Raw genomic sequence first — 25,064 nt, 5'->3', positions numbered from 1 at the left:
AAAAAAATGACCTTGGTATTTGGATGTTACTGGATGGGTATATTTCTAAACTCTAGATTATTTCCACCATTAAGCCTTACGTTTAATAAAAAAGCTTGTGAAACTGAATCTGGTACTCCTGCAAAGTCGATAATAACGTTAGAATGGGCATCCTTTACCATATTCAAAGGCAAATCGTTATTAACCCCGGCTGCTAATTTCCCACTATAACCTTTGTTTACGTAGTAAGGATTATTTGAACCGTCAACTATTCTTGTAAAATTAGCTAAAGACATTTGAAAATTAATATCTTGGGTGCTTATAAGTGAAAAATGACAGCTGACAATATTACTTTTTTTTCTTGTACAAGAATCTAATTGAAACGTTACAGAACCCCATACTTCGGTAATAGGTAATACAGCAGGAGCAGGATTTGTAGAAATAGGTGTTGTAGCAGCAATAGGAGTAGGCGTAGGGGTAGGTGTGGGTATAGATGTGGGCGTAGGATTAAGGTCTTTAACTGCTGGTGTACCACTTTGACTCAACCGAATTTCTCTGGTGGTAACTTGCTGTGTATTCACATTAATAGTGGTGTTTTGTGTAGGATAATTTTTAGCTCTTACACGAACTATAATAAATCCTTCATTTTTAATTTGAGCCGCTACAAAACCAGAATTATCAGTGTATCTAGGTTCAGGATTATCAATACCTATAAATTCAACTTTAGCATTTTCTATAGGCTCTCCTGATTCTGTTGATACGAGTAGATTAATATTAGGTGCTATGGGATTATCTGCACATTGAGCAGACTTAATACCTACTAAATGTGTAACATTACATCTAAAATCTTTACTAATTACAAAAGTCAATACACTTGCTAGGGCTGCTAATGCACTAGGAATACCTAAAATTAAAGTCCAGTTAATCCGATTAATCCGATGGCTTTTAGTCATAATATAAATTCAAAGTGATAGGAGTTACTCCTCAATTACTTGTGCGAAAAAAGGCATTGCTAATTCAAAGTATCAATTAGCCTCACGCCAAGGTATAAAGGTATAAAGAATTGTTGTCAATTGATAGTCCGATTCAGCAGCGTCAAAAATTCGTTCGTTTTAGGCTGTTGACGATAACTCTTAAATAAGTAGGGTAGAAATTGACTTGTTGTTATACATTGCTTAATCACCAGATATAAAAGCCAAGAATAACAAAGAATTTGATAAGAACCACTCATTATGACTTTTTTTTAATAGCTATAAGTATTGTGAAGTCAAGCTTATAAGCATTATTTAAAAGTAAAGATTCAACCCGTGTTTAGTATATGAGTTATAACCCCAAACTTCTGAAACTTTTATCTGCCTTGCCATAATATGTATTTTTGAGTCCCTAAAACTTTTCAAACGCCCTTTAATGACAACCAATTAGAGGTAAGCAAATTTTTGGAATGTTGATAATAGGATTAGTATTTTGATTTTCATTAGAATCTTGATGATTCGGTTTTTTGTTATGTCTAGCCGAGATAGGAACTTCACTTATTGAACCGTCGAGATTAATAAAAGGAGCATTATGAAATACTGGCATTGTTTGATCAAGATATCTACTATGAGTTCCAATATCTAACTCTATTGCATATAAAGCCGAATCAGGTACATCGGTGAAATCAATAATGACTTTATACTGTACGTCATTGTAAACATTAAAGCCCAAATAGTTATTATAACTAACAACTTTTTTTGAGGTTGCAATTTTGCTTACATGATATTCATTACCTTCATTATCTACTAACTTAGTTTCATTTTTAGAAGAAACGTTGTAATCGAGATTTTCGCTACTACTAAAGGAAAATATACAACTAACAATATGATTCTTTTTTTTCGCACAAGATTTTAAGTCCCACGTTATGGTAATATTTGCTCCTCCTCCTATATAATCTGTTGCTATTTGAGTTGGATACTCTTTAGACTCTGTTGTTTCTTGAGTTGGTGTCTTTTGAGATTGTGATAATGCTGGTGCAATAATTCCTACCGAAAAAAAGCTAGTACTTAAGGATAATAATCCAATAAGCTTTAGTAATCTGAACATCATTTATTATCCCCAGAAGAATGTTTATATTAATTAGTCAGAATCACCCAATAATCCGGGGCGAATCACCGGGTGACAAGCCACAAACGGCGTAAAATCTTCCCGATATGGTAATCCACCATTTCTCAAACAATAGCTTAGTTGTACTTAAGCTGTAAATTCGATCGCAATACAATAGCCTTTGATTAATACAATAAACAATTAACCTGAAATTACATTGCAGCTTCGTGCCAACTTGGTTGTACATAGTTGCCAAATCTAGCAATGCAACGTCTCTACATCGGGTGTCTGTATTGTGTTTATGGGAAAATATCAAGGATCATTGGCAGAATGCGATCGCTATGACGTGAAAGTTCCATCCGTCCCAAAACCTGAAAAAGTGGGGCTAAGGGTTTGCCGTATGAATTGCTGCGGTTTGGGGTATAGTTTATACCCTTGAGGGTGAGGCTGTGAAAATTGGGGAAATGATGAAGTGATATCTGCGTCTAGAAAGAAATCGCTATGCTTTGTTGCTGTTCATCTGATATAACTCATTGTTAGTCAGAATGATTGCACTTTCATGCCAATAGCTTGGCTACTTCTTACTATCTACCTCAGATTAAAAAAAGTATAACTAAGTAATCTTTATACTCATCATATAGATGAAACGTAAGTACTAATGTGATTATAGAAAATTACATCTCTAAAATACACACATGCTAATTGTTACAGGGTTTATAGTTCTGATTACTTATATTATAGTTGTGTTGTGTTTGTTTCTATATCACCAGCAAACACAACGAGCATTAATTTGGTGGCATAACAGGCAATGGATAAGAATGCATCAGGAAGCAGAGATGATTCACAATGATTTGCTACAAGAATCATTCGTGATCCGACGGAATTTAGAAATATCTTCAATAAATCCTTCTGTTTATCAACAGCAGCAAGAGCAAAGTTACTTAGCGACTATCGAGAAGTTCCATCATTCCCTCAAAGAACTGAGTGACTACTTGTCTCCGGCACATATTGACGACAGTCTACCCTTAGCAATTCGACATATACTAGTGAGATGGCGATCGCGCATTCCCGAATTAAATTTGCAAATGGAACTGCCAACTGACTGGACTCCAGAGTCACTTTATACTCTTCGCGTTGTTTTGATGGCACTAGAAGAATTGCTGCAAATTATCTTATCAAATATTTCCGGTAGATTATCTATATTTGTCAGTTTGAAACCACGAGGTAACTTCAATGAACTCATGGTTCAATTAACTGATTTAAATAAATCGAAACAAACTTATATATCAAATCTTACAGAAGTAGCTTATCTTCGTCATGCCTTTAATTTTTTGACTGGGGGAAAATGCTTTTATCAGCATAACCATAATGCAGAAATATGGTATTTTCGTTGGAGGCATTTGCACAAAGATTTAAATATATAAAAATATTTTTCTTTTAAAATATTTCAGCCAAAATTTAACATTTATGTACATACAAACCGATGATATAAAAATCAATTTTCGTAATTACCAAGCCTAAAAATAAATACCTCCTTTTCAAGATAGTAAATCTTCAAATATCAAATAACCTATATGTATCAATCTGTACAAAATTCAAACCCACAGAAAATTTTAGTAATTGATGACCATGAATCCGTTTTATATGCAACCGTCAATATATTAAAACAGCAATACCCAGAAGCTAAAATTGTCGAAGCGCAAACCATAAAATCAGCACTTAAACAATTAGAAAATGTCAACTTTGACTTGATTATAGTTGATTTAGCTATGCCAGAAACAATGGGAGGAACTGCCCAAGCTAACAATGGTATTCAGTTACTTAAGATATTGATGCGCCAATATCCAAATCTCAATATTGTGATCCAAACTGCCACTCCTCGTGCTTTAATCAGGCTAAAAGCAGCAATTAGCAATCACGAAGGTGGTTTTACAGTTGCAGAAAAAAGTTTGCCAATGAGTGAAATGTTAACCAAAGTTGATTGGTCTCTAAAGGGTTTACAGAACACTCCTAGAGAAATACGTTCTGGTTTGGAACTGAAACCAGAATGGCTAGAAGTTTTACAACTTGCTTGTAAAGAAGGTTTACAAGATTTACCCATTGCCAAGAAGATGAATATTGCTGAACGAACAGTACGGCATTATTGGACTAAAATTTATGATGTCTTGGGAGTTTACCCAGATGAGGGAAAAAATCTCCGAATTCAATCTGAAATTCGAGCAAGAGAAGAAGGTTTAATTGATTAGTCAATAGTCCATAGTCAACATTTATTTGATTACAAATAAAAATTACAATAAACACAATGTATAATGCGGCAAATTTGGACAAAAGTTAATTCCTCTAATAATATTTGGCGCACAGGGTTTACCACAATTGCATTCGTAATTTCGCTGCGCCTAGTGGGTTGGTTACAATTTTTCGAGTGCACTGCATTTGATACATTTATGCAACTGCGTCCAGAAGAATCAATTGATGAAAGAATTCTAATTGTAGGTATTAACGAAAATGATATTAATAGGATTAAAGCATATCCAATTCCTGATAGAGATATCACCGTATTATTAAACAAATTAAAAACTTATCAACCTACTGTAATTGGACTGGATATTATTAGAGACTTACCACAAGTACCAGGGCATCCAGAACTTATAAAAACTTTCAAAGAAATTAAAAATTTAATTGTAGTTGAAAAAGTTTTACCTGACCGTAGTGGTTCAACTTTCAATCCACCACCAAGTTTACCACAAGAACAGATAGGCTTTACTGATGCTGTAGCTGACACAGATGGGAAGCAACGCCGAAGTTTATTAGCTGTCTCAAATCTCCAAAGAAAATGGAGATTTTCTTTTACATTGAAATTGGCAAAAACCTATTTAAAAACTCAAGGTTTTCCTCTAGAAAATGTAGATGATGATCCCTATGCCATGAGATTTAAGTCAACTAAACTTCCACGATTTCAGCCTAACTCAGGCGGATATATACAAGCAGATGCTGCTGGTAGTCAAATATTAATTAATTTTCGCAATCGACGTAAACCTTTTCATCTGGTTTCTCTCACACAGATTCAAAATGGAAAGATTAATCCTGATTGGATTCGTGGCAAAATAGTCTTGATTGGTATGACTAGCCCCAGCGCTAAAGATTATGTAAATTCATCTGGAATGAATAGTGAAAATGCTGCTTTAAATTATGGTGTTGAAATACAAGCACATGTAGTTAGTCAATTAGTTAGTGCTGTACTAGATAATCGACCAATGATAAATGTTTGGGCAGATGGATGGGAGTATTTATGGATTATTGTTTGGGGGATTTTTGGTTTAAGTTTAGGGCGTTTGATTCGCAATCCCTTAAAGATGCTTCTTTCTATTACTATCGCTACTATTTGTTTAATTCTCATCTGTTATCTATTAATAATTATTGGTTGGTGGGTGCCAATTGTACCAGCTTTTTTAACTTTAGTATTCAATGGTGTAGGTTTAGCAGCTTTTTATCGATATGATGAAGCATTACGTTACCGGATTAGAGACCGACAGCTAATTATTGACCAAATCTTCGATGCAATTCATAGTCATCCCTTGCAAACTTTGAATATAATCTTAAGAGAAGTTCAAAGTGATGAAAGTTTATCACCCCAAGAATTCATATCAAAACTTCAGCAACTAAATCAGCAGCTGCGCGATGTTTATGATTTAATAAAAAGAGAGGCGGTAAGTGAATTAGATAGTTTTTATTTTCAACAAGAGAAAAGATTAGATTTATCTCAACCACTTGATGACATTCTCTTTGAAGTTTATAATGAAGTTGTTGAGCAAGATTATACTTATTTTAATAATATAAAACAAAAGGTACTCAAGTTTGAGGCAATGGATGAACGAAATTTAACTATTGAACAAAAGCGGAGTCTTTGCAGCTTTTTAGAAGAAGCATTGCGTAATGTAAAAAAGTATGCTGTTGGTATTACTCGTCTTGAAGTAATTTGTACTCAAGAGGATGGTAAAAATGTAATTCGAGTAGCAGATAATGGTTTAAAGTTTGAAACAATGGCTGATTTATCCTCACATTTAGGGTTCGGAACTAAGCTAGCTCAAAATTTAGGAAAACAGTTGGGTGGTGAATTTAAGCGATACCCTCATTTCCCAAAAGGGATGGTTTGTCAGCTTAGTTGGTCTGCCAATAAACTTTGGTTTTGGCGACTATTTTAATATGTAATTATTGTTAATTTTAATTACCTTGGGTAATACTAATTCGCTATGAAGATGCACTTAATTATTAAACGAAGCGCCAAGTACGCCATCGCGTAGCGTCTCGTAGAGAAGAGAGAAGGAGTAATAATTAAATGCAAGCTCACGGAGAATCGGTATAAATAAATATAAAGGTCTTGAGACAAATCCTAACCCATTGATTAGAATTGCTTTTACCACTGTTCCTAATGAAATTTTTTCTCTCCCATCTATGCCTAATTTGGAGTTGATTGTTTCAACTATTCCTATTTTATCAATTAATCCAGTTACTATTCGTAAGTGATCGATATTTTTCACTTTTATTTATGAGATTGGAGACAATTTTTGTGCCTTTAATATATTTTTTAGTTCTTTGATTGTCTTATTTTTTATCTGAGCTTTCTGAATCCTTTTATTTACTTCCATCAGTCCTCTCTTTGTAACATTTTATGTTGTATTTTTAAGTCCGAAAAATGGGTTTTAGGTAGTATGAATGTGTTCGTTTGCTTTGTGCTTTCTTTCATAGTGAAAGAAAGCAAATGTACAGGCATAGCAGCTTATTAATCTTGTCCCTCAACAATTTCTTTTTGGATAAAACTAATTTGTGCAGCTAATTCTTGCCGAGTAGAAGCTTTGAGAAGATATCGGAAAAAAAACCAAGTTATGTAACCAATTCCAGTCAACTCAAAAACTAGATTTAACTGCGGAATTTCATTTAGTACATCTAATACAGCTATAATCAGTTTAACTGCCATAGTCGATGTAATAATTGTAGCAAAACAAATAATTGGCAGTTGGTATTCAGTGGAAAATTTACCTAAGTATTTAGGTAATTGCTCTAAAAAGGCAGAAAATTTACTGCCAAATTGCTGCCATTGAGGTAGTAGTAATGCTTGAGTTTCAAAATTTGAACTTTCAAGTGCTGTGATAGGTTCGGTTGATGTAATATCAAAAGGTTTCGATTGTTGTACTTCACTTTCCCAATGTAATGGTTTATCAGCAGCTAGTAGCAATACTTGAGTTTCAAAATTTGAACTTTCAAGTGCTGTGATAGGTTTGGTTGATGTAGATTTCGATTGTTGTACTTCGCTCTCTATAAGTTTCCTGTTTTCTTCAGGGATAACAGTTTGCATTTTCTCACCACGGATATCAGATTGAGCGAGTTTCATCAAAGGAGAATAAATGGCATTGTACATATCCCGCGCCATATTCACCGCACCTTCAAAACCCATATATGGGCCATTGTGGTAGCCGTGACCATTCACATAAGGCAAATGCAACTTCTTCACCAAAGCACCTACCCTCGGGCCAGTCAACACCAAATCAGGCTTGACCATTTCCAGCACCTCAAAGAACTCCAATTCATTGCCATCATCAATATAGATAGTCCCCTCTTCACCTCTAGCAATGACCTTTTCAAAATCCTCTTGGTGCCCAAACTTCGACGACATCGCCACAACGTGCATCCCCAAATCGTCTTCTAGGGCCTTAGTCCAGTGCCACAAACGCGGGCCACCAGTCCAGATACAGACCTTTTTCCCACTCAAGCGCTCTTTATACCACTCTAACTTCGACTCATATTTAGCAACTTCTTCCGCAATCACCGCTTCGGCTCTATCTTCAATCCCAAAGAAAGCCCCAATTTTGCGTAACCCTTCCTTAGCATAATCAAAGCCCCAAGTATCCACATCGATCCGGGGAATACCATATTTTTTCTTTAACTCATTGGCAATATATCCAGCAGAACGGGCACAGTTAGTCACATTCAACTGCGCTCTGTGCATCCCACGCAATGAGTCATAAGTACCATTTCCGGTAAAATGGGCAATAATTTGGATGCCCATTTTTTCCATGTACTTCTCCATCACAAAGGTATCACCTTGGATGTTGTAGTCACCAATCACATTGATTGTATATGGGCTAGTAATTTCTGGCTCATAAGTTCCTACCTTATCCGTCATCCACCCCATGTTAAACACGTGATGTCCCTTGGATTGACTTACTCCAGCAAAACCAGGACATTCAACGGTGAAAATATCGACATCACCCAATTCTTTTTCTACTTCCTTGACTACAGGCTTGATATCATCGCCAATCAAAGCAGTAGAGCAGGTAGTGTACACCATCATCCGTTTGATGTCAGGAAATTCGGCAAAGGCTTCCAGCATCGCCTTCTTGAGCAGCTTTTCGCCACCGAAGACAACGTGCTGTTCCTTCATGTCCGATGACCAGACATATTTGAGTTGGAAGTTGCCATTGTCGCTGGGATAGCGTTTGGTGTGCCAGGTATCATAAGCACAGCCTACAGGGCCATGTATCAACTGGATGGTGTCTTTGAGGACACCGCCAATTACGAGCTTTGCACCACAGTAGCTGCATCCGCGTTCAGATAATGAGCCGGGAATGGTTTCGACGTGAGCGCTGGGGAGAAACTGGGTTGTATCTTCTCCTTTCTCTTTAATATATATGTGCTTCTCCCGTTCTGGGATGGTTTCGTCGCACTTAAACAACTTCATTGGCATGGCTAGATTGCTCCTTGTGCAAATAGCTGATATCAAGAAATCTACTTTGATATTTCTGTTCTCCGAAGAAAACTTCTTTGACTTCCTTGATTTCAAAATCCTATCAACCTTTCTAATTAATAATAGTAACTCTGATAACAATAACGAAAATAACTATTGGAAAAAGATGGATTAATCTCATTGTAAATAGACAATTCTGTCTAGATTAAAACTATAGCTTGCTCATATATACAAGAGGTTTCTTCATGTAAATAGACAGACTATTCTAACTATAAATGAAGAGATAAATAATTTAATTTATCTCTTGATTATGGATGTTTTATTTGGAGAGATAGACGATCTAGGCTCAACTTTAAACAACAGAATAACGCAATTATTGGCTTTGAACCTCTCTAGATGATAACTAATTGTAACCACGAATACTGTTTGTAAATTAATTTCTCAGCGCAAGTAATTTGGCCAGATGTATGATATTCTTTATTTATAGGGAATCTAAATACAAGGACAAAAACTCCTTAGATTCCTTTGAAGTGAGTATCAGACCAGCCTCATCATTTATTGGTGACGGCATAACGTTAATCGAAGTGGAGCAAAACCGCCTAAAAATCGGTTTTTCGTTTGGCGAAGCTGTTGCCATAAACTAGGCTGGACTGATTTTTCTATGTATCTTTCTTCAAGGGAAAATAATGTTTGTCTTGCTATGATGAAGCAGAAATTTCTCATTCATCTGCTGTAGCTCTGGAAGTTTTTTGAATTATTAGTGACAAGATTTCGACTAATTTTTAGCACCTTTGTTGGATCTCGCATAACACTAATATTCACTGCTATATAGGAATCCGGTTTGGTTTCTGAAAAGATACGTAGGGTGTGTTAGCGACAGCGTGACGCACCATTATCGAAGGTTTGGTGCGTTACGAACTTCGTTCTAACACACGCTACAATACCTAATTTTGTTCAAAAATCAAATACGAGTGCTATATCTGTAAAAAGCTGTTTAACTTTTAGGAGATAACTGCAATATTTATACAAGTAGGTGGGCGTAATTAAACATAAAATAAAATCCTAGTTCGTAGTGAGGGATTCATCGCTCAAAACAAGGATTATCAGGACTAAAGTCCCGACTACAAACTTTAATTTAGTTCAACACTGTACTTGATTACACCATAATCTGGGAGCCGAATCAACAAGTCTGCGCCATTACCGAGGTTTTTATGCGGAAGATTGCTATTTATGGAAGAGGGGGAGTTGGCAAATCCACAACGACTCAAAATGTAGTGGCTGGACTGAGCGATATGAGTCGTAAGGTGATGGTTGTAGGGTGTGACTCGAAAGCAGACTCCACCCGGCTCCTTTTGGGGGGATTTCACCAGAAGATTGTACTTGATACGTTGCGTAAAGAAGAAGATGATGTGAATTTAGCAGACTTCCGTCAGGAGGGATGGGGGAAGACGCTGTGTGTGGAATCGGGTGGGCCGGAACCTGGTGTGGGATGCGCTGGTAGAGGCATTCTGACATCTATTGGGTTGCTGGAACAACTCGGTGCTTATGATGATGCAGTTAGACTTGATTATACATTTTATGATGGTCTGGGTGACGTGGTATGCGGTGGATTTGTCATGCCCATTCGTGAACGCAAAGCTCAAGAAGTTTACCTGATCACTTCTGGGGAAATTATGGCGATGTATACCGTCAACAACATCTGCCGAAGCATTCAAAAGTATGCGACCATAGGCGGTATACGTCTGGGAGGATTGATTTGCAACTCTCGCAAAGTCGATCGGGAAGATGATTTGATCAAAGCTCTTGCAGAGAATCTGGGAACTCAAATGATCTACTCCATACCCAGAGACAATATGGTGCAACGGGCGGAGTTCCACCGGAAGACGGTGATTGAGTATGCTCCTGAGTGTGAACAGGCGCAACACTATCGCAATCTGGCAACCGCAATTGACCAGAATACAGATTTTGTGACTCCAAAATCTATGTCTAGCGATCGCCTTGAGGAACTGCTAGTAAAGTTTGGGTTGTTCGACTAGGACGATGCAGTAGGGATTATCCCTAATATAAGGTATCTGGAGCAATTGGCAACCTCTGACTCGAAAAAGCAGAAAAAACTGCGTAAGTTTCCTACCACTATTTGAGAAATCGACGTAACCACGTCAAAATTTATCTACCTCACTGAAGGAGTAGAACTTATCATGTTGACTGAAGAGGTATTAGTCCAAAAATTTACTACCGTAGTCAAAGGACGCTGTGCAAAACTCGGCGAGTTGCTCCAGTACTGCCATGTCGAACTCGTAAACTCTTACTGGGGCTGCCCTCCAAAACTTATACAACATTTTGTTGTTTATTATCCTAATATGCTGTTTGCCTCAATTAATGACAACAAAGAAGTTTTTAGAGGCGTTGCCGAAGATTTAGGGATATCGAATGCTGTTTGTATAAACGCCACACGCATTATCCGCGATCGCGCCTCAAGGTTGAAGGAAAAGAACCCGATCTTATGGTTGGAACTCCAATGGGTTGCGGTGCCAACGAAAAAAGGCAATTGGTATCTAGATCGGGACTTACCGGACTCGGACTAAAGCTGAAAGTTCCCCTTGGCTAGCAAATGATGAAAAGGCGATCGCTAGCTTCGCCTACTTCAACGCTAAAATAGTAGCTATCAATGCAAGTATTCTAGCAATATGTATGTTACACTTGCAGAAAATAAGCAAAATTGTCAAAATATCAATATGTCTGACAACAAAAACGCCAAACACTAGAAAACCTTGCTATTGCACTAACAGATTTAAGTTTGTCCGTTGCGGCTTTTTCTAACGGAGAGATACAGCCTCATGAAACTGGATGTGAATCTTTGCAACAACCTGAAGTCAATTAGAACTCGCTTAGGCATGAGCCAGCAAGAATTGGCTAATATAGCTGGCGTAACTCGTCAGAGTATTGGTGGTGTGGAATCTGGACAATATGCTCCTTCTGTTGCTATGTCACTGCGTTTAGCCAAGGCACTTGGTTGCCAAGTCGAGGATTTATTCTGGTTTGAGCAAGATTTACCAGAAGTTGAGGCAGTTCTTGCCGGATCAGTCCCTAAGCAACAGCAATTGCGAGTTAGTCTAGCGCGGGTTGGGGATCAATGGATAGCTTATCCCCTCGTTGGGAATGATGCTTTTCGGATCGAAATGATTCCTGCTGATGGTGAGACAGTTGCGGTAAAGTACCCCATTGTAGGAACTGGAGAATCCGTAAGAGTGAAGGGATTATCCAGCATAAGCAAATTACCATTAGCGTCGGAGGTAGCGACAGAGGAACTTCACCCGGCGAGTGAAGCACAGAGCCAGACAGGTACAAATAAAGTCCAGGTTCGGCTTCTGGATGATATAGATAAACTGCACAATACGGTTGTGATTGCTGGTTGTACACCTGTACTTTCCCTGTTGGCAAGAGCAACTGAACGTTGGCATCCAAAACTGCGAATTCATTATCGTTTCGCCCACAGCACGGCTGCATTGCGTAGTCTGTGCCGAGGTGAAGTTCACATTGCCGGGATGCACTTATACGATGCTGACACTGGGGAACATAATATTCCCTTTGTCCAGGAAGCCTTAACAGGTAAGAGTGCCGTTTTGATTACCCTTGGAGTTTGGGAAGAAGGTTTGCTAGTCCCACCAGGAAACCCAATGGGAGTTAAAACAGTTTCCGACTTAGTAGAATTTGGAGCAACTATTGTCACCCATGAAGTGGGTTCTGGCAGTCGAATGCTCTTAGAACGGAAACTCCAAGAAGAAGGAGTGCCATTGCATAAAGTTAAAGGATCTGATCATATCGTTCACAGCCATCAAGATGTTGCCTTATCTGTAGTCTCAGGAATCGCTGATGCAGGCATCAGTACGGCATCTATAGCTGCTGCCTTTGGGTTGGGATTTATCCCTCTGCATCGGGCGCGATATGACTTGGTGATTATTAGAGAATACTTGGAAGAAGAACCAGTAAAGCAGTTTCTCAGTATTTTGGGACATCGCCTAGTCCAATCGCAATTAGAGATTCTCGGCGGCTATGATATCAGCAATATTGGGGAAGTTGTCGCAAATATTTAAATAATTCGTAATAGAGCCTCCGGTACGCTCCGCGAACGTAATTTGTAATTCGTAATTACGCACGCAGACTCGCTTTTCGCGTCGCTAATGTAATCCGTAATTATTAACCCACGGCTAAGGAATATGTCTTTTAGTTTTCAAAACTCTAGTTAGTTGCTCTATCCTTCAATTACGAATTACTTAAGTAAATCAAAATCACCCAACAAGTTAGCCGATCATGAATCATCACTTCTTGATGAATAAACATCCGATTCAAATTAATGATACAACCTTACGAGATGGCGAACAAGCGGCAGGTGTAGCTTTTAACGTTGAAGAAAAAATTGCGATCGCCACTTTTCTTGATGCTATTGGTGTTCCAGAATTGGAAATTGGCGTTCCAGCAATGGGACAAGAAGAAGCAGAATCGATCCGAGCGATCGCTAATCTGGGATTAAATGCCCAATTACTTGGTTGGAACCGTGCTAAATTGTCCGATATTCAGGCATCTATAGATTGTGGTTTGGAACGGGTGCATATTTCCGTTCCTGTCTCAGAAATTCAGATTGCCGCCAAGTTTGGGGGTAAGCAGCAGAAAATGCTGGATCTTTTGCGGGATGCAATAAATTTCGCTTGCGATCGCGGTTTATCTGTATCTGTTGGCGGCGAAGATTCTTCCAGAGCCGATGAATCTTTTTTGCTAGATGTGGCGTATTATGCTCAAGAGTTGGGAGCTTTCCGATTTCGGTTCTGTGACACTGTAGGAATTCTCGATCCTCTAACTACTTACAGCAAAGTTCGCTCCCTTGTCCATCATCTATTCATTCCCATAGAAATGCATACGCACAATGACTTTGGGTTGGCAATGGCGAACTCGCTGGCGGGTCTGGAAGCAGGGGCGCTATCGGTTAACACCACGGTAAACGGCATCGGCGAACGGGCAGGCAATGCGGCGCTGGAAGAGATCGTGATGGCACTGAAACATATCTACGGTGTCCAAACGGGCATTGATACAAAACGGTTGTTGGAACTGTCACGGTTAGTTGCTAAAGCTGCAAACTGGCCAGTTCCTCCTTGGAAAGCGATCGTGGGTGAAAATACTTTTGCCCACGAGTCGGGAATTCATGCTCATGGTGTGTTGCAAAATCCGGGTACTTACGAACCGTTTGCGCCGGAAGATGTTGGTTGGGAACGTCGCCTCGTTGTAGGCAAACATTCCGGTCGGCATCTGATATTTAGTGTGCTGCAAGAACATGGAATCACCCTCAGTCAGCCAGAAATTCAATCAGTTCTGGATGCTGTAAAACATCAGTCAGTAAAAGTTAAGCGCAGTCTCACGGTTGAAGAACTCCTGAGTTTGGTTCCTCAAGGGTAAACGCACAACACCTACTAAAACATTACAGGGGAATGAGGTTGGTAATCCCTATGAAATAGTTCAAAAGTTGACTATGACAAATCCTAAAAAATTATTGCGATCGCGTGAAATTCCTTTCAATTACGAAATTGATGGGAACGCTTCTCTAACTGTTCTGACTTTTCAGGTTATGTGGAAAAGCCACGAAAAACCTAACCCCCTAACCCCCTTCCCTACGTTCGCGCAGCGTCTCGTTGGCGAAGCCTCTCGTAGAGAAGAGAGGGAAAGGGGAAAATTCAAAGTCTCTCTCCTCAAAGGAGAAAGATTTAGAGAGAGGTTTTCCAGATACCGTGAAAAGTCAGTCTAACTGTTCCGGCGATGAAACTTCTGCGGCTTGAGCCAAGCTTTTTGGTGCAGAGGTAAATCGGTTGTTGATGCTCCAATACCACTTGATGTCCAGGGTAATCATGATTGGTTAATTCTACTAAAGCATTTTTTCTACCATGCTTAATTTTGATTCTATTCGTGCCACAGCAATGCAAAAAGTCCCATATAACTGGGCTTTGATAAAAAACTTGCTTTCACCAGAAGCAAGCTTAGAACTAACTGCGAGTTTTCCCCACGAAGAGTTTCGTTTGTCGGAAGGGGAGGGATACGGATACTCTTGGGGAAAGATGCTTGCAACTAGCGAGGATATTTCCTTGATGCTCAAATCTAGCGATCATCGCTGGCGAGAGCGGATGGCGCAAGGTAGACTTACTTGTGACTTAAGACACCTCAGTAAAGTCTGGCGACAGTTGATAGAAGGACTGTGGACAGATTCTTACCGCACAGCTTTAGCTGAAATGTCTGGGTTGGAACTAAAAGACTGTGTAATGGATATTGGATTTCGCCGATATCAATTAGGACAGTTGCATCACCCTCATACAGATGAGCCGAACAAAGTTTTAACTCATCTGCTATTTTTCAATCAACAATGGTCTGTAGATTGGGGAGGCTGTTTGCGAATTCTTAAAGACTCCCAGCCGGAATCTGCCTTCCAAGATATTTTACCTCTGAGCGATTCCTCAGTTGCGATCGCGCGTTCTAATAATTCTTGGCATACTGTAACCCCGCTTACTTGTCCTGCATCTGAGTATCGGCTAGCCTTACGAGTTGCTTTTTTTCAAAACGATCGCCTTGCAGATTTCGGAAAAACCCAGCTAGCAGCCTAGTAGTCTTTGTCAGAAAATCAGCCTCCTGATTTTCTGGTTCTTCCTTATTTATCGTTGTTGATAATCCCTTTGACTATGACTAATCCTACAGAACTATTGCGATCGCGCTACGGTGAAGTTCCCTTCAATTACGAAATTGACTGGAACGACTCTCTAGAAACATTACTCGCTCACCGTTCAGTTCGATCTTATCTATCCGATCCTTTACCACCAGGAACCCTAGAGTGGCTAGTTGCAGCTGCTCAATCTGCTGCTAGTTCAGCTAATATGCAAACCTGGAGTGTGGTAGCCATTGAAGATCAAGAACGCAAAGCAGAATTATGCAAGCTGGCTAATAACCAAGCGTATATTAATCAGGCTCCCGTATTCTTGGTTTGGTTAGCAGATTTAGGTCGTCTGGCTCATATCGCCGACAGTCGTGGACTACCTCATGTAGCTTTAGATTACACAGAACTGTTGGTTAAAGCCATAGTCGATGCAACAGTCGCAGCCCAAAATGCGACTGTCGCGGCTGAATCTATTGGTTTAGGAACGCTGTATATTGGCGCAATCCGCAAAAGCACTCAAGAGGTAGCCACATTATTGAATTTGCCACCTTTTGTATTCCCTATCTTTGGGATGTGTGTGGGTTATGCCAACCCTGAAGTACAAGCTGCTGTTAAGCCGCGTCTACCCCAGCCGGCTGTGTTCCACCGGGAAACCTATAAATTAGCAGAGCAAGATGAAGCGATCGCTCATTATAACGATATCATGAAAGAGTTCTACACAGAACAAAAGATGAATGTCGCTGTTGATTGGTCGCAACACTCAGCCGAGCGCATCGCAACTTTAGACTATTTAAAAGGGTGCAAGTACTTGCGCGAAACTCTCAACAATTTCGGCTTCAAGTTGCTTTGAAGAAGAAAGATACTTGCTCCACTTACAGAAAAGTTGGAGCAAAATAAACCTCAGCGAATGCGATCGCTACACTCGCATTCGTAGAGTATCTCCAAGAGTTTCAATCTCAATTTTTCAGTGCGTAAGTCCTAAAATAAAGCCGCTAAATTGACACATATAGCAATTCTCCTGCTTGAAACCTTTGTACGAATTTAGGGAATCTGAAGGCATTTAAGCAGTCAACAGGCGAAGGATTTAATGAGTATTCCAGCAAGCTTTATCTTTCAAAAAAGAGCTGAACTGTAAGAATCGCTCTTGTCATGAGAATTGCTGACCAAAAATGTAGAATTAACCCGCAAAACGAAAGGAGCTTCAAACAATGAATAATCTATCTACCAAAGACCTCAACAGACTACGCTCTCAAAGCAAAATAATTGTTAGTCGAGTAGAGATTTTCATCGAAACTTACTTATCAGAAACCTCCCTTGACGAGGCTCTGGTTAACGAAACCTTACAAGAGATCATCAAGGCTGCGAATAACTTAACAACCGCAGCATCCCAGATGAAAACTGCCGAAACTGTACATAAACTCAACGGTTCCAAATAGTTTGAGTAACAAGATCCCCGACTTCTTTAAGAAGTCGGGGATCTGAGCCTCTCAATTTTCACAAATTAAAAATGTTATGCTTTTTGTATTTTTAATTCACATTGCTGAAAAATATAATTCACCGCAGCAAATAACTTATCTAAATCTTGAATCACATACAAATTTTTGTTCCGAGTAAACACATCAGCAATCAACTTTCCAAATTGCCATATTTTCCCGTTAGAAACAATCCCGAAAACATCGCTGACGAAATCATCATTAATTCGCTGCACTGCAATCATTTCAGCTAAACACTGACCCCAACCTTCCTCAAATTTGTCTTGTTTAGCTTCAACCATCAAAAAATAAGGTTTATCAAAAACAATTGTACCAAGAGGGTTTCGCTGTGTCACCGTATAATCTAGAACACCTGATAAATCTTCATCGTAAGCTAATGTTTCATGACTCCAAAGTGTTAATTTACTTCGGTAAGGTTTCCATACTTCTTTCAATACTGGATAGATGAGATTTTCACAAATAGCATTTTCAGAATTATCAATAACTCCATCCATCAATAGCAAATCTAATTCTTCTTGGAATGATTCTTTAACAGGAAAATCTACCTCCAACATGAAATTAGACTGCACATACTTGATTTGGAATTTTTTAATGACTGCACTAATACTTTTATAATTACTAAATGCCATTTTAATTTACCTTGTGCCGCTACGCTAACGAAATAAATATTTATTTATTTTTCCATACTTAAAAGCAGTTGCTCTCAAACCTTCTATGCAGTACATGGATAGCGGGGCGTTTAGCCCGTGCAATTATTACTTTTTCACTCAGCACTCAGCACTGTTTCGGTGACTTCGCTAACACACAACATATTCCGCTTAACTTACCGCAGATAACCTCACGGTTTATAGACCTCATTGCGATGAGCGATCGCTATAATAAATATTTGCACCAGTTCCTCATCTATCGAATAAATGACCCTGTATTCCCCGATTCGGTAGCGATAGTACCCTGCATAATCTCCCTTAAGGACTTTGATGTATAGGGTGCGACTGGGGAGTTTGCTCAAGCTGCTGCAAACATCGAGCAATTTTCTTCGCTAAGGCTTTGTCAGCATTGATATAAACCTTTTGAGCATCGGGATGGAGAACAACTTCATACATCAGATCGAAGAGTTCTCCAGGGTGTGTAAAGGGTTTTAGGGGTTGCTGATGAGTGCTTAACTCGCTCTAGCAATCCAGGAATTGCCAAAAGTTCTTGGGTTGCAGCTTCGCTTTCAGCATTTGCTAAATAAGCCGCAAAATCAGCAAGCACCTGTAATCGCTCTGGCGATAGTTGCTTGAGTAAGTCATTAAGCTGGCGCTGTAACTCTGTCACAGATACTAAATCTGCTGACGATCTATCCTCCATTGGGGAATTATCCGTAGTATTCATCGCTTGCTTTGCAACTTCAAGGTTTAGTGTCTATTGTAAGACAAGCAATCGTAGGAGAATATTATTTGCTTACCCGAAAGTCTACGCGATCGGAGCCGCTAGGCTGAAGATACACTACGACTTGTCGCATCCTTTTGTCAGGATAACGTCTGTAAACTCGCACCCGATAATCCAACATCCGAAACGGAATGTCTTGTTTGGGGCGGGTTTGAAATTCGATATGCAGAACGGAATCATCAGACTGAAGTAGAATTAAGGCATCTGCACGGATGGGTTCAAGGGAAAGTTCAGAGGGTTTTAGCTCTGTCAGGGTAATGGACTCTCCCAGTAGCCAACTGGCAAAATCGGCTGAGAAGTTTTCGGCAAGAAATCGACAGGTATCGTCATACATAGACAGATTGTACGGCTTTGTAATACTTAGAATCCTTCTGAGCATCTAAATTGTCTGGAAAACAACATAAATGGTTGATTTCCTACTCAATGTTGCTTATACTTCCCAATGTAAGTTTTACTTGCGATAGTAAAAAATATTGGCACAGAGATTGCTAGGAGAGTGTAATGATCAATAATCGGGCTGTGCGCGATGTGTGTTTAGTAAGTTTCCTGGCGATTCTTTGCATCAGCTTTGGTAGTAACCTAATCAAGCAAAAGCCAACTATTGGACAATCCCCAGCGAATAAAAATGTGATCGTAGCCATGACAACCAGCATTGAGGATAGCGGGCTACTAGATGATTTAGTGCCGGCGATTGAAAAGAAAACAGGATATAAGTTAAAAAAGGTTGCAGTTGGTACTGGACAAGCTTTAGCTCTGGCTGAAAAAGGTGAGGTTGACGCGCTATTCGTCAATTCACCTAAAGCTGAACGCAAAGTTTTGTCAGGTGGTGCGGTAATTAATCGTCACTTGGTAATGCACAATGACTTTGTGATCGTTGGACCAGATGCTGACAAGGCAAAGATCCGAGGGAAAAAGAATGCTGTGGAAGCATTCAGTCTGATTGCCAAAAACCAAGCATTGTTTGTATCGCGGGGTGATGACTCCGGTACTAACAAACTAGAAAAAGATTTATGGAAACAGGCAAATGTCACACCCTCTGGCAGTTGGTATCAGCAAACAGGTTCAGGGATGGCGGAAACTTTGCAAGTCGCTAATCAAAAACTAGGATATACCTTAGCGGATCGAGCAACGTATATATTTCAGAAGAAAAACCTGTCTTTACCAATACTGGTGGAAGGAGACAAAAAACTGTTAAATCTCTACCATGTTATGGAAGTAAATTCTCAGAAATTCCCCAGAGTGAACAGTGCGGGAGCTAAAGCATTTATTAATTATGTCTTATCTCCTGAAGGACAGACAATAATTGCAGCCCACGGGAAAAAAGAGTTCAAACAAGCGCTATTTTATGTGGATGCGGGTAAAACGGAGAAAGATTACGGCTTTTAAACAAACTTGAGCATCAGATCGTCAAAGATTGCTCTACTGCATATTTCAGTATTCCTGTTCAATTCTGTAAGAGATTTGTGAATACAATCATCGAAGGGGCTTTGAGAGCTTCTGAGCTATTAACCAATGGCGATCGCGATGTTTTCCAGGTGATGATAATGACATTGTTCGTATCTGGAACAGCTACAGCCATTAGCGTTTTGCTGGGACTCCCATTAGGACTGTGGCTAGCATTGGTGGATTTCACCGGCAAGCAGACTCTAAATAGTTTGATTAACTTTGGTATGGGATTACCACCCGTCGTCATCGGCTTAGTAGTCAGTGTATTTTTCTGGCGATCTGGGCCATTGGGAAACCTTGATTTGATTTATACACCCACAGCGATGATCGTCGCCCAAGCAATCATTGCTTTTCCAATTGTCGCTGGCTTCAGTTTTACAGCAATTATCAGTATTAATCCTAAACTACGCTGGCGACTGTTATCAATGGGGGCGACACAGTGGCAAGTTAACTGGTTACTGATTAAGGAAGCACGGTTAGGGTTAATGGCTGCTGTCATCGCCGGTTTTGGTCGCGTTATCTCGGAAGTTGGTGCATCTATGATGGTGGGCGGCAATATCAAGGGGCAGACAAGAGTTCTGACAACAGCGATCGTTACGGAAGTAGGGAAAGGGAATTACGATGTGGCAATGGCGATCGCATACATCTTACTCATCATCACATACACCGTTATCGTGTTGCTGACTATCCTACAGCATGACAGGAAAATTCTATGAGTACTCACGAGTATGTCCTAAATATGCGACAGGTTAGTGTAGATAGCAAAACACATAAAAATATCCTGTCAATTGAAAATTTTGCAGTCCGTCCTGGGGAACTTGTCGCAGTAATTGGCCCCAATGGTGCTGGTAAAAGCACTCTGTTAAGAACAATCAATCTATTGCAACCTTACCGTGGTGAGATGCAATTATTTGGCCAGGATGTCCGCAATGCCAATAAAACATTGTTGCGTCGTCGTTCGGCTCTGGTATTTCAAGAAACATTACTACTAGATGACACAGTTTTTAATAATGTTGCCAAAGTATTAAAGTTTCGGGGAACACCAACGCCCAAGATTCCGCAAAGGGTACATACTGCCCTTGCAACTTTTGGCTGCGAACACTTGGCAAAACGTTCGGCTCGTTCACTATCTGGTGGTGAAGCCAAGCGGGTTTGTATTGCCTGCGGTTTAGTTGCTGATTCCGAATTGCTGCTTTTGGATGAGCCTTCTGCCTCTTTAGATGTGGGCATACGTTCCCAGATGATTGAAAAAATTAGAGAGTGGGCGCAAGCGAGGGGATCGGCAGTCATATTAGTCAGTCATAATTTTACAGATATACTGCATTTTGCCGATCGCGCGATCGCTTTATTTGACGGCTGTATCATCCAGGATGATAACTTGGAAACCATCATCCGCCAACCAGCTAACGAGCAACTTGCCAGACTGGTAGGGATAGATAATATTATTCCGTGTGGGGTAGAACGCAATAGCCGTGGTAGTTTTATCAAACTTGCAAACGGGATAGAGTTTTTATATCCTGGGGAAATCACAAAGCCAATGACTGCATGTTGTTTATCTGGCGATACTTTTAATGTTTACGATCCAAGTTCTTTAATGAAACACAAACCTGGCTCGGTAATTATTGAAGGGCTAGTAGAACGGGTTTTAAATGGTATTGGGATTTGTAGTATTTGGGTTAAGGTGGGAGAACAAACTTTAATCGCCAGAGTGCCTCGGAATCATATATTTGGCAATGTATATCCCCATGAAATAATTAAACTAGCATTCAATCCTAAAGATGCACATTTTGTTTAGAAAAATTTTCTGGCTGCATCAAGGCAGCAGTAGGGGCTGTCGCCGCTTTCAATTCAGCCTCAACCAAGTCATCCACCTGTGCCTGTTGTTCTGGTAGCAATTCTTGTCCCCGATCCCGTGCCGATCGCCATAATCTCATCAACTCTGATAATCGTTCTTGTTGCTGGGCACTAAACTCAGTCTCACCCAACCGGGCAGTTAACGCATCTAAAGCTTGCCCCGCAGTTTTGCCAACAGAATGTTTATCTCCTGCGTAGACGCAAAGCGGCTTGTCGTCAGACATCGCACGATATGATTTCTCACCGCTAGCGTCTTTTGTTGGTAAAATTGCTACTGTAGTCATACTTCCTGAACTACTTCTACACTAACAGCCTAACGTTCCCAATTAGCGGCGGCAGATAACCTCAAACTCATCACCAGTGGTTCGCGTCCGTGCGCTGCATTGGGATGCTTATGCTCCGACAAACTCATCTGTACAAACTCAACAAAGTTTAATTCCAACAATAGCATTTTTACCTGGCTGAGTTTTTGCAAGTTTCAATGCCAAATATACTTCTTGAAATGATCGCCCATATCCAATTGAACATGTTAGACCAGGTGTTAATTGTGAATACATAGCCTGTATTTCTAAAAGCATTTCTTCTTGAAGATTTCCCTTAAACAGAAGATCGTCGCCTGCTTCAAATACAATTGCATTCTTACCAAGCTGATCAGTAACAAACTTAGCAATCCTTGAAATTGCATTAGCTACATCTTTGCTTAACTTCCGAAAGCTAGATTCATCGCTACAGGCAAGGAAAAGTTCTTCTAATATCTTTCCTGTATCATCTCCATCTAATCCATAATATAAAGTCTCTCCCGGTTTTATCTCAGCATACGATAATTTCTTCATATACTTAGGTTCTTTAGAAAGCTCACCACTTGATAGCAAAGGATGCACAATATCTGTATAAAACTCAATAAAAGGAAAAGCCATTTTGACAGAAAGTTCTGCCTTGAACTTTTCCAAATCAGTTAAAAGCTTACCCTTATGTGTAGAACTATTTCTCAAGTACAAAATAAAATCATTGAACTTGCTAAAGAACTCTACGTCAAAATCAGATGGAGCATCTTTTTCGATTTTGGCTTGAATAATTTTGAGCTTTTGACCAAAAGTTCTGCGATCTACTCCGTCAGGGGTGTCAGCCAAGATAAATTTACTTACAAGAAGTCGAATTAGATCCTCTACACTCGCCGAAATTGACGAAGCTGCTATTCGATAGATAGCATTATCTTTACTTTGATCACCTTGTAACTTTAACTGAATAGAATGACCTAAGTTATCCTTAAAAAACTCTTTATCAGAAGAATCTGGATCTATAGCTACATATTTATTAGTATGAGCTTCTATAATTTTTCTGTAGCGTATCATTTCTGATAAATTTAGATACGCGATGCTATCGAGTCTAGTGCTATCAGGGACTGGAGTATAGGAGGATAGTAAAATATTAATTGGAAGAAATCCTCTTTCTTTAGTTAGTTCAAATAATTTTGAAACATCGATTAGGTATTGATTTTTTATATCAAGGATATAAGACGCTATTGAAAGCAGATTTTTCTGTAATGAAGTTCCATTAGTGAGATCAACAATAAGGTTTGAGCTATTTGAAATACCCTTTAAAATAAACTCAACATAATCAACAAATTTTTTAATTGAAGCTTCTTCTGCTGTAATCTCGACAATTTTGTCAACAAATAATTCTCGGCTGACTTCATTTGCTTCTATATAATCTACCCAATCTTCATTACTTTTTAGCTTGGCATATGAATCTCTTGAATGTACAACAAATATGTTTGTTAGAGCCTGATCAAACATTTCCTCCGCCTTAGCATTAGCTGCAAGTATGGAGTTCGCAAATGTAAACTGATTAATATTGCCGAGAACGAGTAGGGTTGTCATATCTCTCTAAGTGCTTTATTTCTTTTTGCTGACCTTTGTAAACCTTGGAACCTAAAACATCAGCGATTAGCTGCGAACCAAGACAAATGCCAATAACTATTTTATTTTTTTTATTACTTCTTCATAGAAGAAGACAGGAGGCAGAAGGCTAAATTCTCATCTTTGACTGCTTCAAACTAAGTTGCAGTGTTATTTTTTACATTAAATCATACAATAGACCTCATGTAACGCCGGATTTTGATGCAGTCTGGATTAGTGTTGCCGCCACTTTTTTCGCCTGTGAAGCAGTTGACCAACTTCCTTCCATCATCGCAACCACGATCGCACCTTGCACCAACAGAAGCAGTTGTCGCGCTAACTGTTCTGGTGATAAAACTTCTGCGGCTTGAGCTAGACTCTTGATGTAGTGGTAGATCGATTGTTGATGCTCCAATGCTACTCGATGTCCAGGATGGTCAGCATTGGCTAGTTCCACTGAAGCATTAATGAATGCACAACCTCGAAAATCTGGCCCCTCAAACCATTCCCGCAGGGCATCAAATATTGCTAGTAGTTGTTGGGATGGGTTAGAAGCTCGTTCTTCAATGGTGGTTTTAAGCCATTGGCACCATTGTTCATCCTGTTGTCGCAGCCACGCTTCAATCAATGCATCTTTTGACTTGAAATGATTGTAGAGCGACATTTTCGCAACGCCAGATTCCGCAACGATTCTGTCAATGCCAACGTTGCGAATTCCTTCTCGATAAAACAAACCTGATGCTGTACTGAGGATGCGATCGTGAACAGATTTACGGCTTGTTTTCGGTTTAGTCATTTAGATCGCATCCTTGAATAATGTGTAACTTTTAAATACTTCATCAATAATACTGACAAAGATTTACCCAATTTAAAGATTGCTCAAACTTCAGTATATCAATAGCAGTAAATAAAATTAGATTAAAAAAAGCACTTTTAACTATTATTTAATTCATTCAAAACACCAGGTTATTTCATTCTTCTGGATGTTGAATTAAGTTTGTTTGAAGCAAGTGCTGTAAATCCCCAATAATATTGATTTAAGAAAAAACTATCTGTAAATAATAAAAGATTTATCCCAAAAGTGATTGATGAACTGCAAGCAGACCAAAGTCCCCCCGAACTCCAGAACTGCTACCGATCAAGTACTTCCACAATCCTCCAGAAACTTGTGGAGCAAGACCATCAGTTCATCAAACAATTGGTTAATTTATGGGATTTGGCTTCATCACTACAGCGCAAGTGCTTGGAGATCCTTTGTGCATGAAGTGGTTTAGATTCCCTATAAATAAAGAATATCATACATCTGGCCAAATTACTTGCGCTGAGGAATTAATTTACAAACAGTATTCGTGGTTACAATTAGTCATTAGCTAAAGAGCCGGAAAGCCAATAATTGGGTTATTCTGTTATTTAGAGTTGATAAAATATCGCCGATTTTTCCTTTGTGAGGCATC

At 39.4% G+C, this 25,064-nt stretch carries 26 protein-coding genes and 2 pseudogenes; 15 read left to right on the top strand and 13 right to left on the bottom strand.

What is annotated here, in order from left to right; translation table 11 throughout:
- Positions 1–26: 26 nt before the first annotated feature.
- Both V7K98_RS13270 and V7K98_RS13265 read right to left on the bottom strand, forming a co-directional pair.
- On the bottom strand, positions 27–932 hold the full coding sequence (locus V7K98_RS13270) for a hypothetical protein (protein WP_335022440.1): 906 nt from the start codon (positions 930–932) through the stop codon (positions 27–29).
- Positions 933–1,383: 451 nt separating this feature from the next.
- Entirely contained in the window at positions 1,384–2,061 is a 678-nt protein-coding gene (locus V7K98_RS13265) for a hypothetical protein (protein ID WP_335022438.1), read from the bottom strand.
- Between the two features lie 224 nt (positions 2,062–2,285).
- On the opposite strand from V7K98_RS13265, the gene V7K98_RS13260 reads away from it, so the two are divergent.
- From V7K98_RS13260 to V7K98_RS13245, 4 genes are all read left to right on the top strand, one after another.
- A complete protein-coding gene (locus V7K98_RS13260; RefSeq protein ID WP_335022436.1) occupies positions 2,286–2,408 on the top strand; it encodes a hypothetical protein in 123 nt (40 codons plus the stop codon).
- A 468-nt stretch (positions 2,409–2,876) separates the two neighbouring features.
- A complete protein-coding gene (locus V7K98_RS13255; RefSeq protein WP_335022434.1) occupies positions 2,877–3,482 on the top strand; it encodes a hypothetical protein in 606 nt (201 codons plus the stop codon).
- A gap of 150 nt (positions 3,483–3,632) precedes the next feature.
- The gene (locus V7K98_RS13250; protein WP_335022432.1) at positions 3,633–4,304 is read left to right on the top strand and encodes a response regulator transcription factor; all 672 of its coding nucleotides are present in this window, start codon (positions 3,633–3,635) and stop codon (positions 4,302–4,304) included.
- Positions 4,305–4,367: 63 nt separating this feature from the next.
- Positions 4,368–6,260 (top strand): sensor histidine kinase, encoded by a 1,893-nt coding sequence (locus V7K98_RS13245; RefSeq protein WP_335022430.1) that lies wholly within the window; start codon positions 4,368–4,370, stop codon positions 6,258–6,260.
- Between the two features lie 135 nt (positions 6,261–6,395).
- Here the strand turns inward: V7K98_RS13245 and V7K98_RS13240 are convergent.
- Positions 6,396–6,602 (bottom strand): annotated as a pseudogene (locus V7K98_RS13240) (DUF4277 domain-containing protein); the annotation flags it as partial.
- 236 nt (positions 6,603–6,838) lie between these two features.
- The gene (vnfD, locus tag V7K98_RS13235; RefSeq protein WP_335022428.1) at positions 6,839–8,800 is read right to left on the bottom strand and encodes a nitrogenase vanadium-iron protein, alpha chain; all 1,962 of its coding nucleotides are present in this window, start codon (positions 8,798–8,800) and stop codon (positions 6,839–6,841) included.
- 1,211 nt (positions 8,801–10,011) lie between these two features.
- Here vnfD and nifH point away from each other — a divergent pair.
- From nifH to V7K98_RS13195, 8 genes are all read left to right on the top strand, one after another.
- Positions 10,012–10,836, top strand: coding sequence for a nitrogenase iron protein (gene nifH / locus V7K98_RS13230; protein ID WP_335022426.1), 825 nt, complete (start codon positions 10,012–10,014; stop codon positions 10,834–10,836).
- A gap of 162 nt (positions 10,837–10,998) precedes the next feature.
- On the top strand, positions 10,999–11,385 hold the full coding sequence (locus tag V7K98_RS13225; protein WP_335022424.1) for a hypothetical protein: 387 nt from the start codon (positions 10,999–11,001) through the stop codon (positions 11,383–11,385).
- 252 nt (positions 11,386–11,637) lie between these two features.
- A complete protein-coding gene (locus V7K98_RS13220) occupies positions 11,638–12,894 on the top strand; it encodes a substrate-binding domain-containing protein (protein WP_335022422.1) in 1,257 nt (418 codons plus the stop codon).
- 235 nt (positions 12,895–13,129) lie between these two features.
- Positions 13,130–14,248: a homocitrate synthase gene (nifV, locus tag V7K98_RS13215; RefSeq protein WP_335022828.1), complete on the top strand. Its 1,119-nt coding sequence runs from the start codon at positions 13,130–13,132 to the stop codon at positions 14,246–14,248.
- A 73-nt stretch (positions 14,249–14,321) separates the two neighbouring features.
- On the top strand, positions 14,322–14,594 hold the full coding sequence (locus tag V7K98_RS13210; protein WP_335022420.1) for a hypothetical protein: 273 nt from the start codon (positions 14,322–14,324) through the stop codon (positions 14,592–14,594).
- Positions 14,595–14,730: 136 nt separating this feature from the next.
- On the top strand, positions 14,731–15,441 hold the full coding sequence (locus tag V7K98_RS13205) for a 2OG-Fe(II) oxygenase (RefSeq protein WP_335022418.1): 711 nt from the start codon (positions 14,731–14,733) through the stop codon (positions 15,439–15,441).
- Between the two features lie 75 nt (positions 15,442–15,516).
- The gene (locus V7K98_RS13200; RefSeq protein ID WP_335022416.1) at positions 15,517–16,338 is read left to right on the top strand and encodes an NADPH-dependent oxidoreductase; all 822 of its coding nucleotides are present in this window, start codon (positions 15,517–15,519) and stop codon (positions 16,336–16,338) included.
- A 358-nt stretch (positions 16,339–16,696) separates the two neighbouring features.
- A complete protein-coding gene (locus V7K98_RS13195; protein WP_335022414.1) occupies positions 16,697–16,924 on the top strand; it encodes a hypothetical protein in 228 nt (75 codons plus the stop codon).
- Between the two features lie 74 nt (positions 16,925–16,998).
- On the opposite strand, the gene V7K98_RS13190 is transcribed toward V7K98_RS13195, so the two are convergent.
- From V7K98_RS13190 to V7K98_RS13170, 5 genes and pseudogenes are all read right to left on the bottom strand, one after another.
- Positions 16,999–17,610, bottom strand: coding sequence for a hypothetical protein (locus tag V7K98_RS13190; RefSeq protein ID WP_335022412.1), 612 nt, complete (start codon positions 17,608–17,610; stop codon positions 16,999–17,001).
- Positions 17,611–17,819: 209 nt separating this feature from the next.
- Complete coding sequence (locus V7K98_RS13185; RefSeq protein ID WP_335022410.1) at positions 17,820–17,990, bottom strand: type II toxin-antitoxin system RelE family toxin; 171 nt, start codon at positions 17,988–17,990, stop codon at positions 17,820–17,822.
- On the bottom strand, positions 17,947–18,084 hold the full coding sequence (locus V7K98_RS13180; RefSeq protein ID WP_335022848.1) for a type II toxin-antitoxin system RelE family toxin: 138 nt from the start codon (positions 18,082–18,084) through the stop codon (positions 17,947–17,949). The genes V7K98_RS13185 and V7K98_RS13180 overlap by 44 nt, the downstream gene beginning before the upstream one ends.
- A complete protein-coding gene (locus tag V7K98_RS13175) occupies positions 18,077–18,355 on the bottom strand; it encodes a hypothetical protein (protein ID WP_335022408.1) in 279 nt (92 codons plus the stop codon). The genes V7K98_RS13180 and V7K98_RS13175 overlap by 8 nt, the downstream gene beginning before the upstream one ends.
- Positions 18,356–18,437: 82 nt before the next feature.
- Positions 18,438–18,746, bottom strand: a pseudogene (locus tag V7K98_RS13170) (Rpn family recombination-promoting nuclease/putative transposase); the annotation flags it as partial.
- A gap of 167 nt (positions 18,747–18,913) precedes the next feature.
- Here V7K98_RS13170 and V7K98_RS13165 point away from each other — a divergent pair.
- The 3 genes from V7K98_RS13165 to V7K98_RS13155 all read left to right on the top strand — a co-directional run bounded on the left by V7K98_RS13165 (position 18,914) and on the right by V7K98_RS13155 (position 21,653).
- Positions 18,914–19,798 carry a substrate-binding domain-containing protein gene (locus V7K98_RS13165; RefSeq protein ID WP_335022406.1) on the top strand — a complete coding sequence of 295 codons (885 nt, stop codon included), beginning with the start codon at positions 18,914–18,916 and terminating at the stop codon, positions 19,796–19,798.
- Positions 19,799–19,875: 77 nt separating this feature from the next.
- Positions 19,876–20,574 (top strand): ABC transporter permease, encoded by a 699-nt coding sequence (locus V7K98_RS13160; protein ID WP_335022404.1) that lies wholly within the window; start codon positions 19,876–19,878, stop codon positions 20,572–20,574.
- Entirely contained in the window at positions 20,571–21,653 is a 1,083-nt protein-coding gene (locus tag V7K98_RS13155; RefSeq protein ID WP_335022402.1) for an energy-coupling factor ABC transporter ATP-binding protein, read from the top strand. The genes V7K98_RS13160 and V7K98_RS13155 overlap by 4 nt, the downstream gene beginning before the upstream one ends.
- On the opposite strand, the gene V7K98_RS13150 is transcribed toward V7K98_RS13155, so the two are convergent.
- From V7K98_RS13150 to V7K98_RS13135, 4 genes are all read right to left on the bottom strand, one after another.
- On the bottom strand, positions 21,631–21,996 hold the full coding sequence (locus V7K98_RS13150; RefSeq protein WP_335022400.1) for a hypothetical protein: 366 nt from the start codon (positions 21,994–21,996) through the stop codon (positions 21,631–21,633). The genes V7K98_RS13155 and V7K98_RS13150 overlap by 23 nt on opposite strands.
- A gap of 138 nt (positions 21,997–22,134) precedes the next feature.
- Positions 22,135–23,592, bottom strand: a complete 1,458-nt coding sequence (locus V7K98_RS13145; RefSeq protein WP_335022398.1) for a mCpol domain-containing protein — start codon at positions 23,590–23,592, stop codon at positions 22,135–22,137.
- A complete protein-coding gene (locus tag V7K98_RS13140) occupies positions 23,561–23,692 on the bottom strand; it encodes a glutamine amidotransferase-related protein (RefSeq protein ID WP_335022826.1) in 132 nt (43 codons plus the stop codon). The genes V7K98_RS13145 and V7K98_RS13140 overlap by 32 nt, the downstream gene beginning before the upstream one ends.
- Before the next feature lie 120 nt (positions 23,693–23,812).
- Positions 23,813–24,406 (bottom strand): TetR/AcrR family transcriptional regulator, encoded by a 594-nt coding sequence (locus V7K98_RS13135; RefSeq protein ID WP_335022396.1) that lies wholly within the window; start codon positions 24,404–24,406, stop codon positions 23,813–23,815.
- Positions 24,407–25,064: the final 658 nt, after the last annotated feature.

It is taken from the genome of Nostoc sp. (assembly GCF_036917435.1).
Taxonomy (GTDB): domain Bacteria; phylum Cyanobacteriota; class Cyanobacteriia; order Cyanobacteriales; family Nostocaceae; genus Nostoc.
Note: the sequence above shows the minus strand (reverse complement) of the source record. Positions and strands in the feature narration are given on the sequence as shown.

Bases quoted from the DNA above. Each gene is read 5' to 3' on its own strand.
- V7K98_RS13270 (WP_335022440.1), bottom strand. From the start codon at position 932: ATGACTAAAAGCCATCGGATTAATCGGATTAACTGGACTTTAATTTTA.
- V7K98_RS13265 (WP_335022438.1), bottom strand. From the start codon at position 2,061: ATGATGTTCAGATTACTAAAGCTTATTGGATTATTATCCTTAAGTACT.
- V7K98_RS13255 (WP_335022434.1), top strand. From the start codon at position 2,877: ATGCATCAGGAAGCAGAGATGATTCACAATGATTTGCTACAAGAATCA.
- V7K98_RS13250 (WP_335022432.1), top strand. From the start codon at position 3,633: ATGTATCAATCTGTACAAAATTCAAACCCACAGAAAATTTTAGTAATT.
- V7K98_RS13245 (WP_335022430.1), top strand. From the start codon at position 4,368: ATGCGGCAAATTTGGACAAAAGTTAATTCCTCTAATAATATTTGGCGC.
- vnfD (WP_335022428.1), bottom strand. From the start codon at position 8,800: ATGCCAATGAAGTTGTTTAAGTGCGACGAAACCATCCCAGAACGGGAG.
- nifH (WP_335022426.1), top strand. From the start codon at position 10,012: ATGCGGAAGATTGCTATTTATGGAAGAGGGGGAGTTGGCAAATCCACA.
- V7K98_RS13225 (WP_335022424.1), top strand. From the start codon at position 10,999: ATGTTGACTGAAGAGGTATTAGTCCAAAAATTTACTACCGTAGTCAAA.
- V7K98_RS13220 (WP_335022422.1), top strand. From the start codon at position 11,638: ATGAAACTGGATGTGAATCTTTGCAACAACCTGAAGTCAATTAGAACT.
- nifV (WP_335022828.1), top strand. From the start codon at position 13,130: ATGAATAAACATCCGATTCAAATTAATGATACAACCTTACGAGATGGC.
- V7K98_RS13210 (WP_335022420.1), top strand. From the start codon at position 14,322: ATGACAAATCCTAAAAAATTATTGCGATCGCGTGAAATTCCTTTCAAT.
- V7K98_RS13205 (WP_335022418.1), top strand. From the start codon at position 14,731: ATGCTTAATTTTGATTCTATTCGTGCCACAGCAATGCAAAAAGTCCCA.
- V7K98_RS13200 (WP_335022416.1), top strand. From the start codon at position 15,517: ATGACTAATCCTACAGAACTATTGCGATCGCGCTACGGTGAAGTTCCC.
- V7K98_RS13195 (WP_335022414.1), top strand. From the start codon at position 16,697: ATGAATAATCTATCTACCAAAGACCTCAACAGACTACGCTCTCAAAGC.
- V7K98_RS13190 (WP_335022412.1), bottom strand. From the start codon at position 17,610: ATGGCATTTAGTAATTATAAAAGTATTAGTGCAGTCATTAAAAAATTC.
- V7K98_RS13180 (WP_335022848.1), bottom strand. From the start codon at position 18,084: ATGTATGAAGTTGTTCTCCATCCCGATGCTCAAAAGGTTTATATCAAT.
- V7K98_RS13175 (WP_335022408.1), bottom strand. From the start codon at position 18,355: ATGAATACTACGGATAATTCCCCAATGGAGGATAGATCGTCAGCAGAT.
- V7K98_RS13165 (WP_335022406.1), top strand. From the start codon at position 18,914: ATGATCAATAATCGGGCTGTGCGCGATGTGTGTTTAGTAAGTTTCCTG.
- V7K98_RS13155 (WP_335022402.1), top strand. From the start codon at position 20,571: ATGAGTACTCACGAGTATGTCCTAAATATGCGACAGGTTAGTGTAGAT.
- V7K98_RS13150 (WP_335022400.1), bottom strand. From the start codon at position 21,996: ATGACTACAGTAGCAATTTTACCAACAAAAGACGCTAGCGGTGAGAAA.
- V7K98_RS13145 (WP_335022398.1), bottom strand. From the start codon at position 23,592: ATGACAACCCTACTCGTTCTCGGCAATATTAATCAGTTTACATTTGCG.
- V7K98_RS13135 (WP_335022396.1), bottom strand. From the start codon at position 24,406: ATGACTAAACCGAAAACAAGCCGTAAATCTGTTCACGATCGCATCCTC.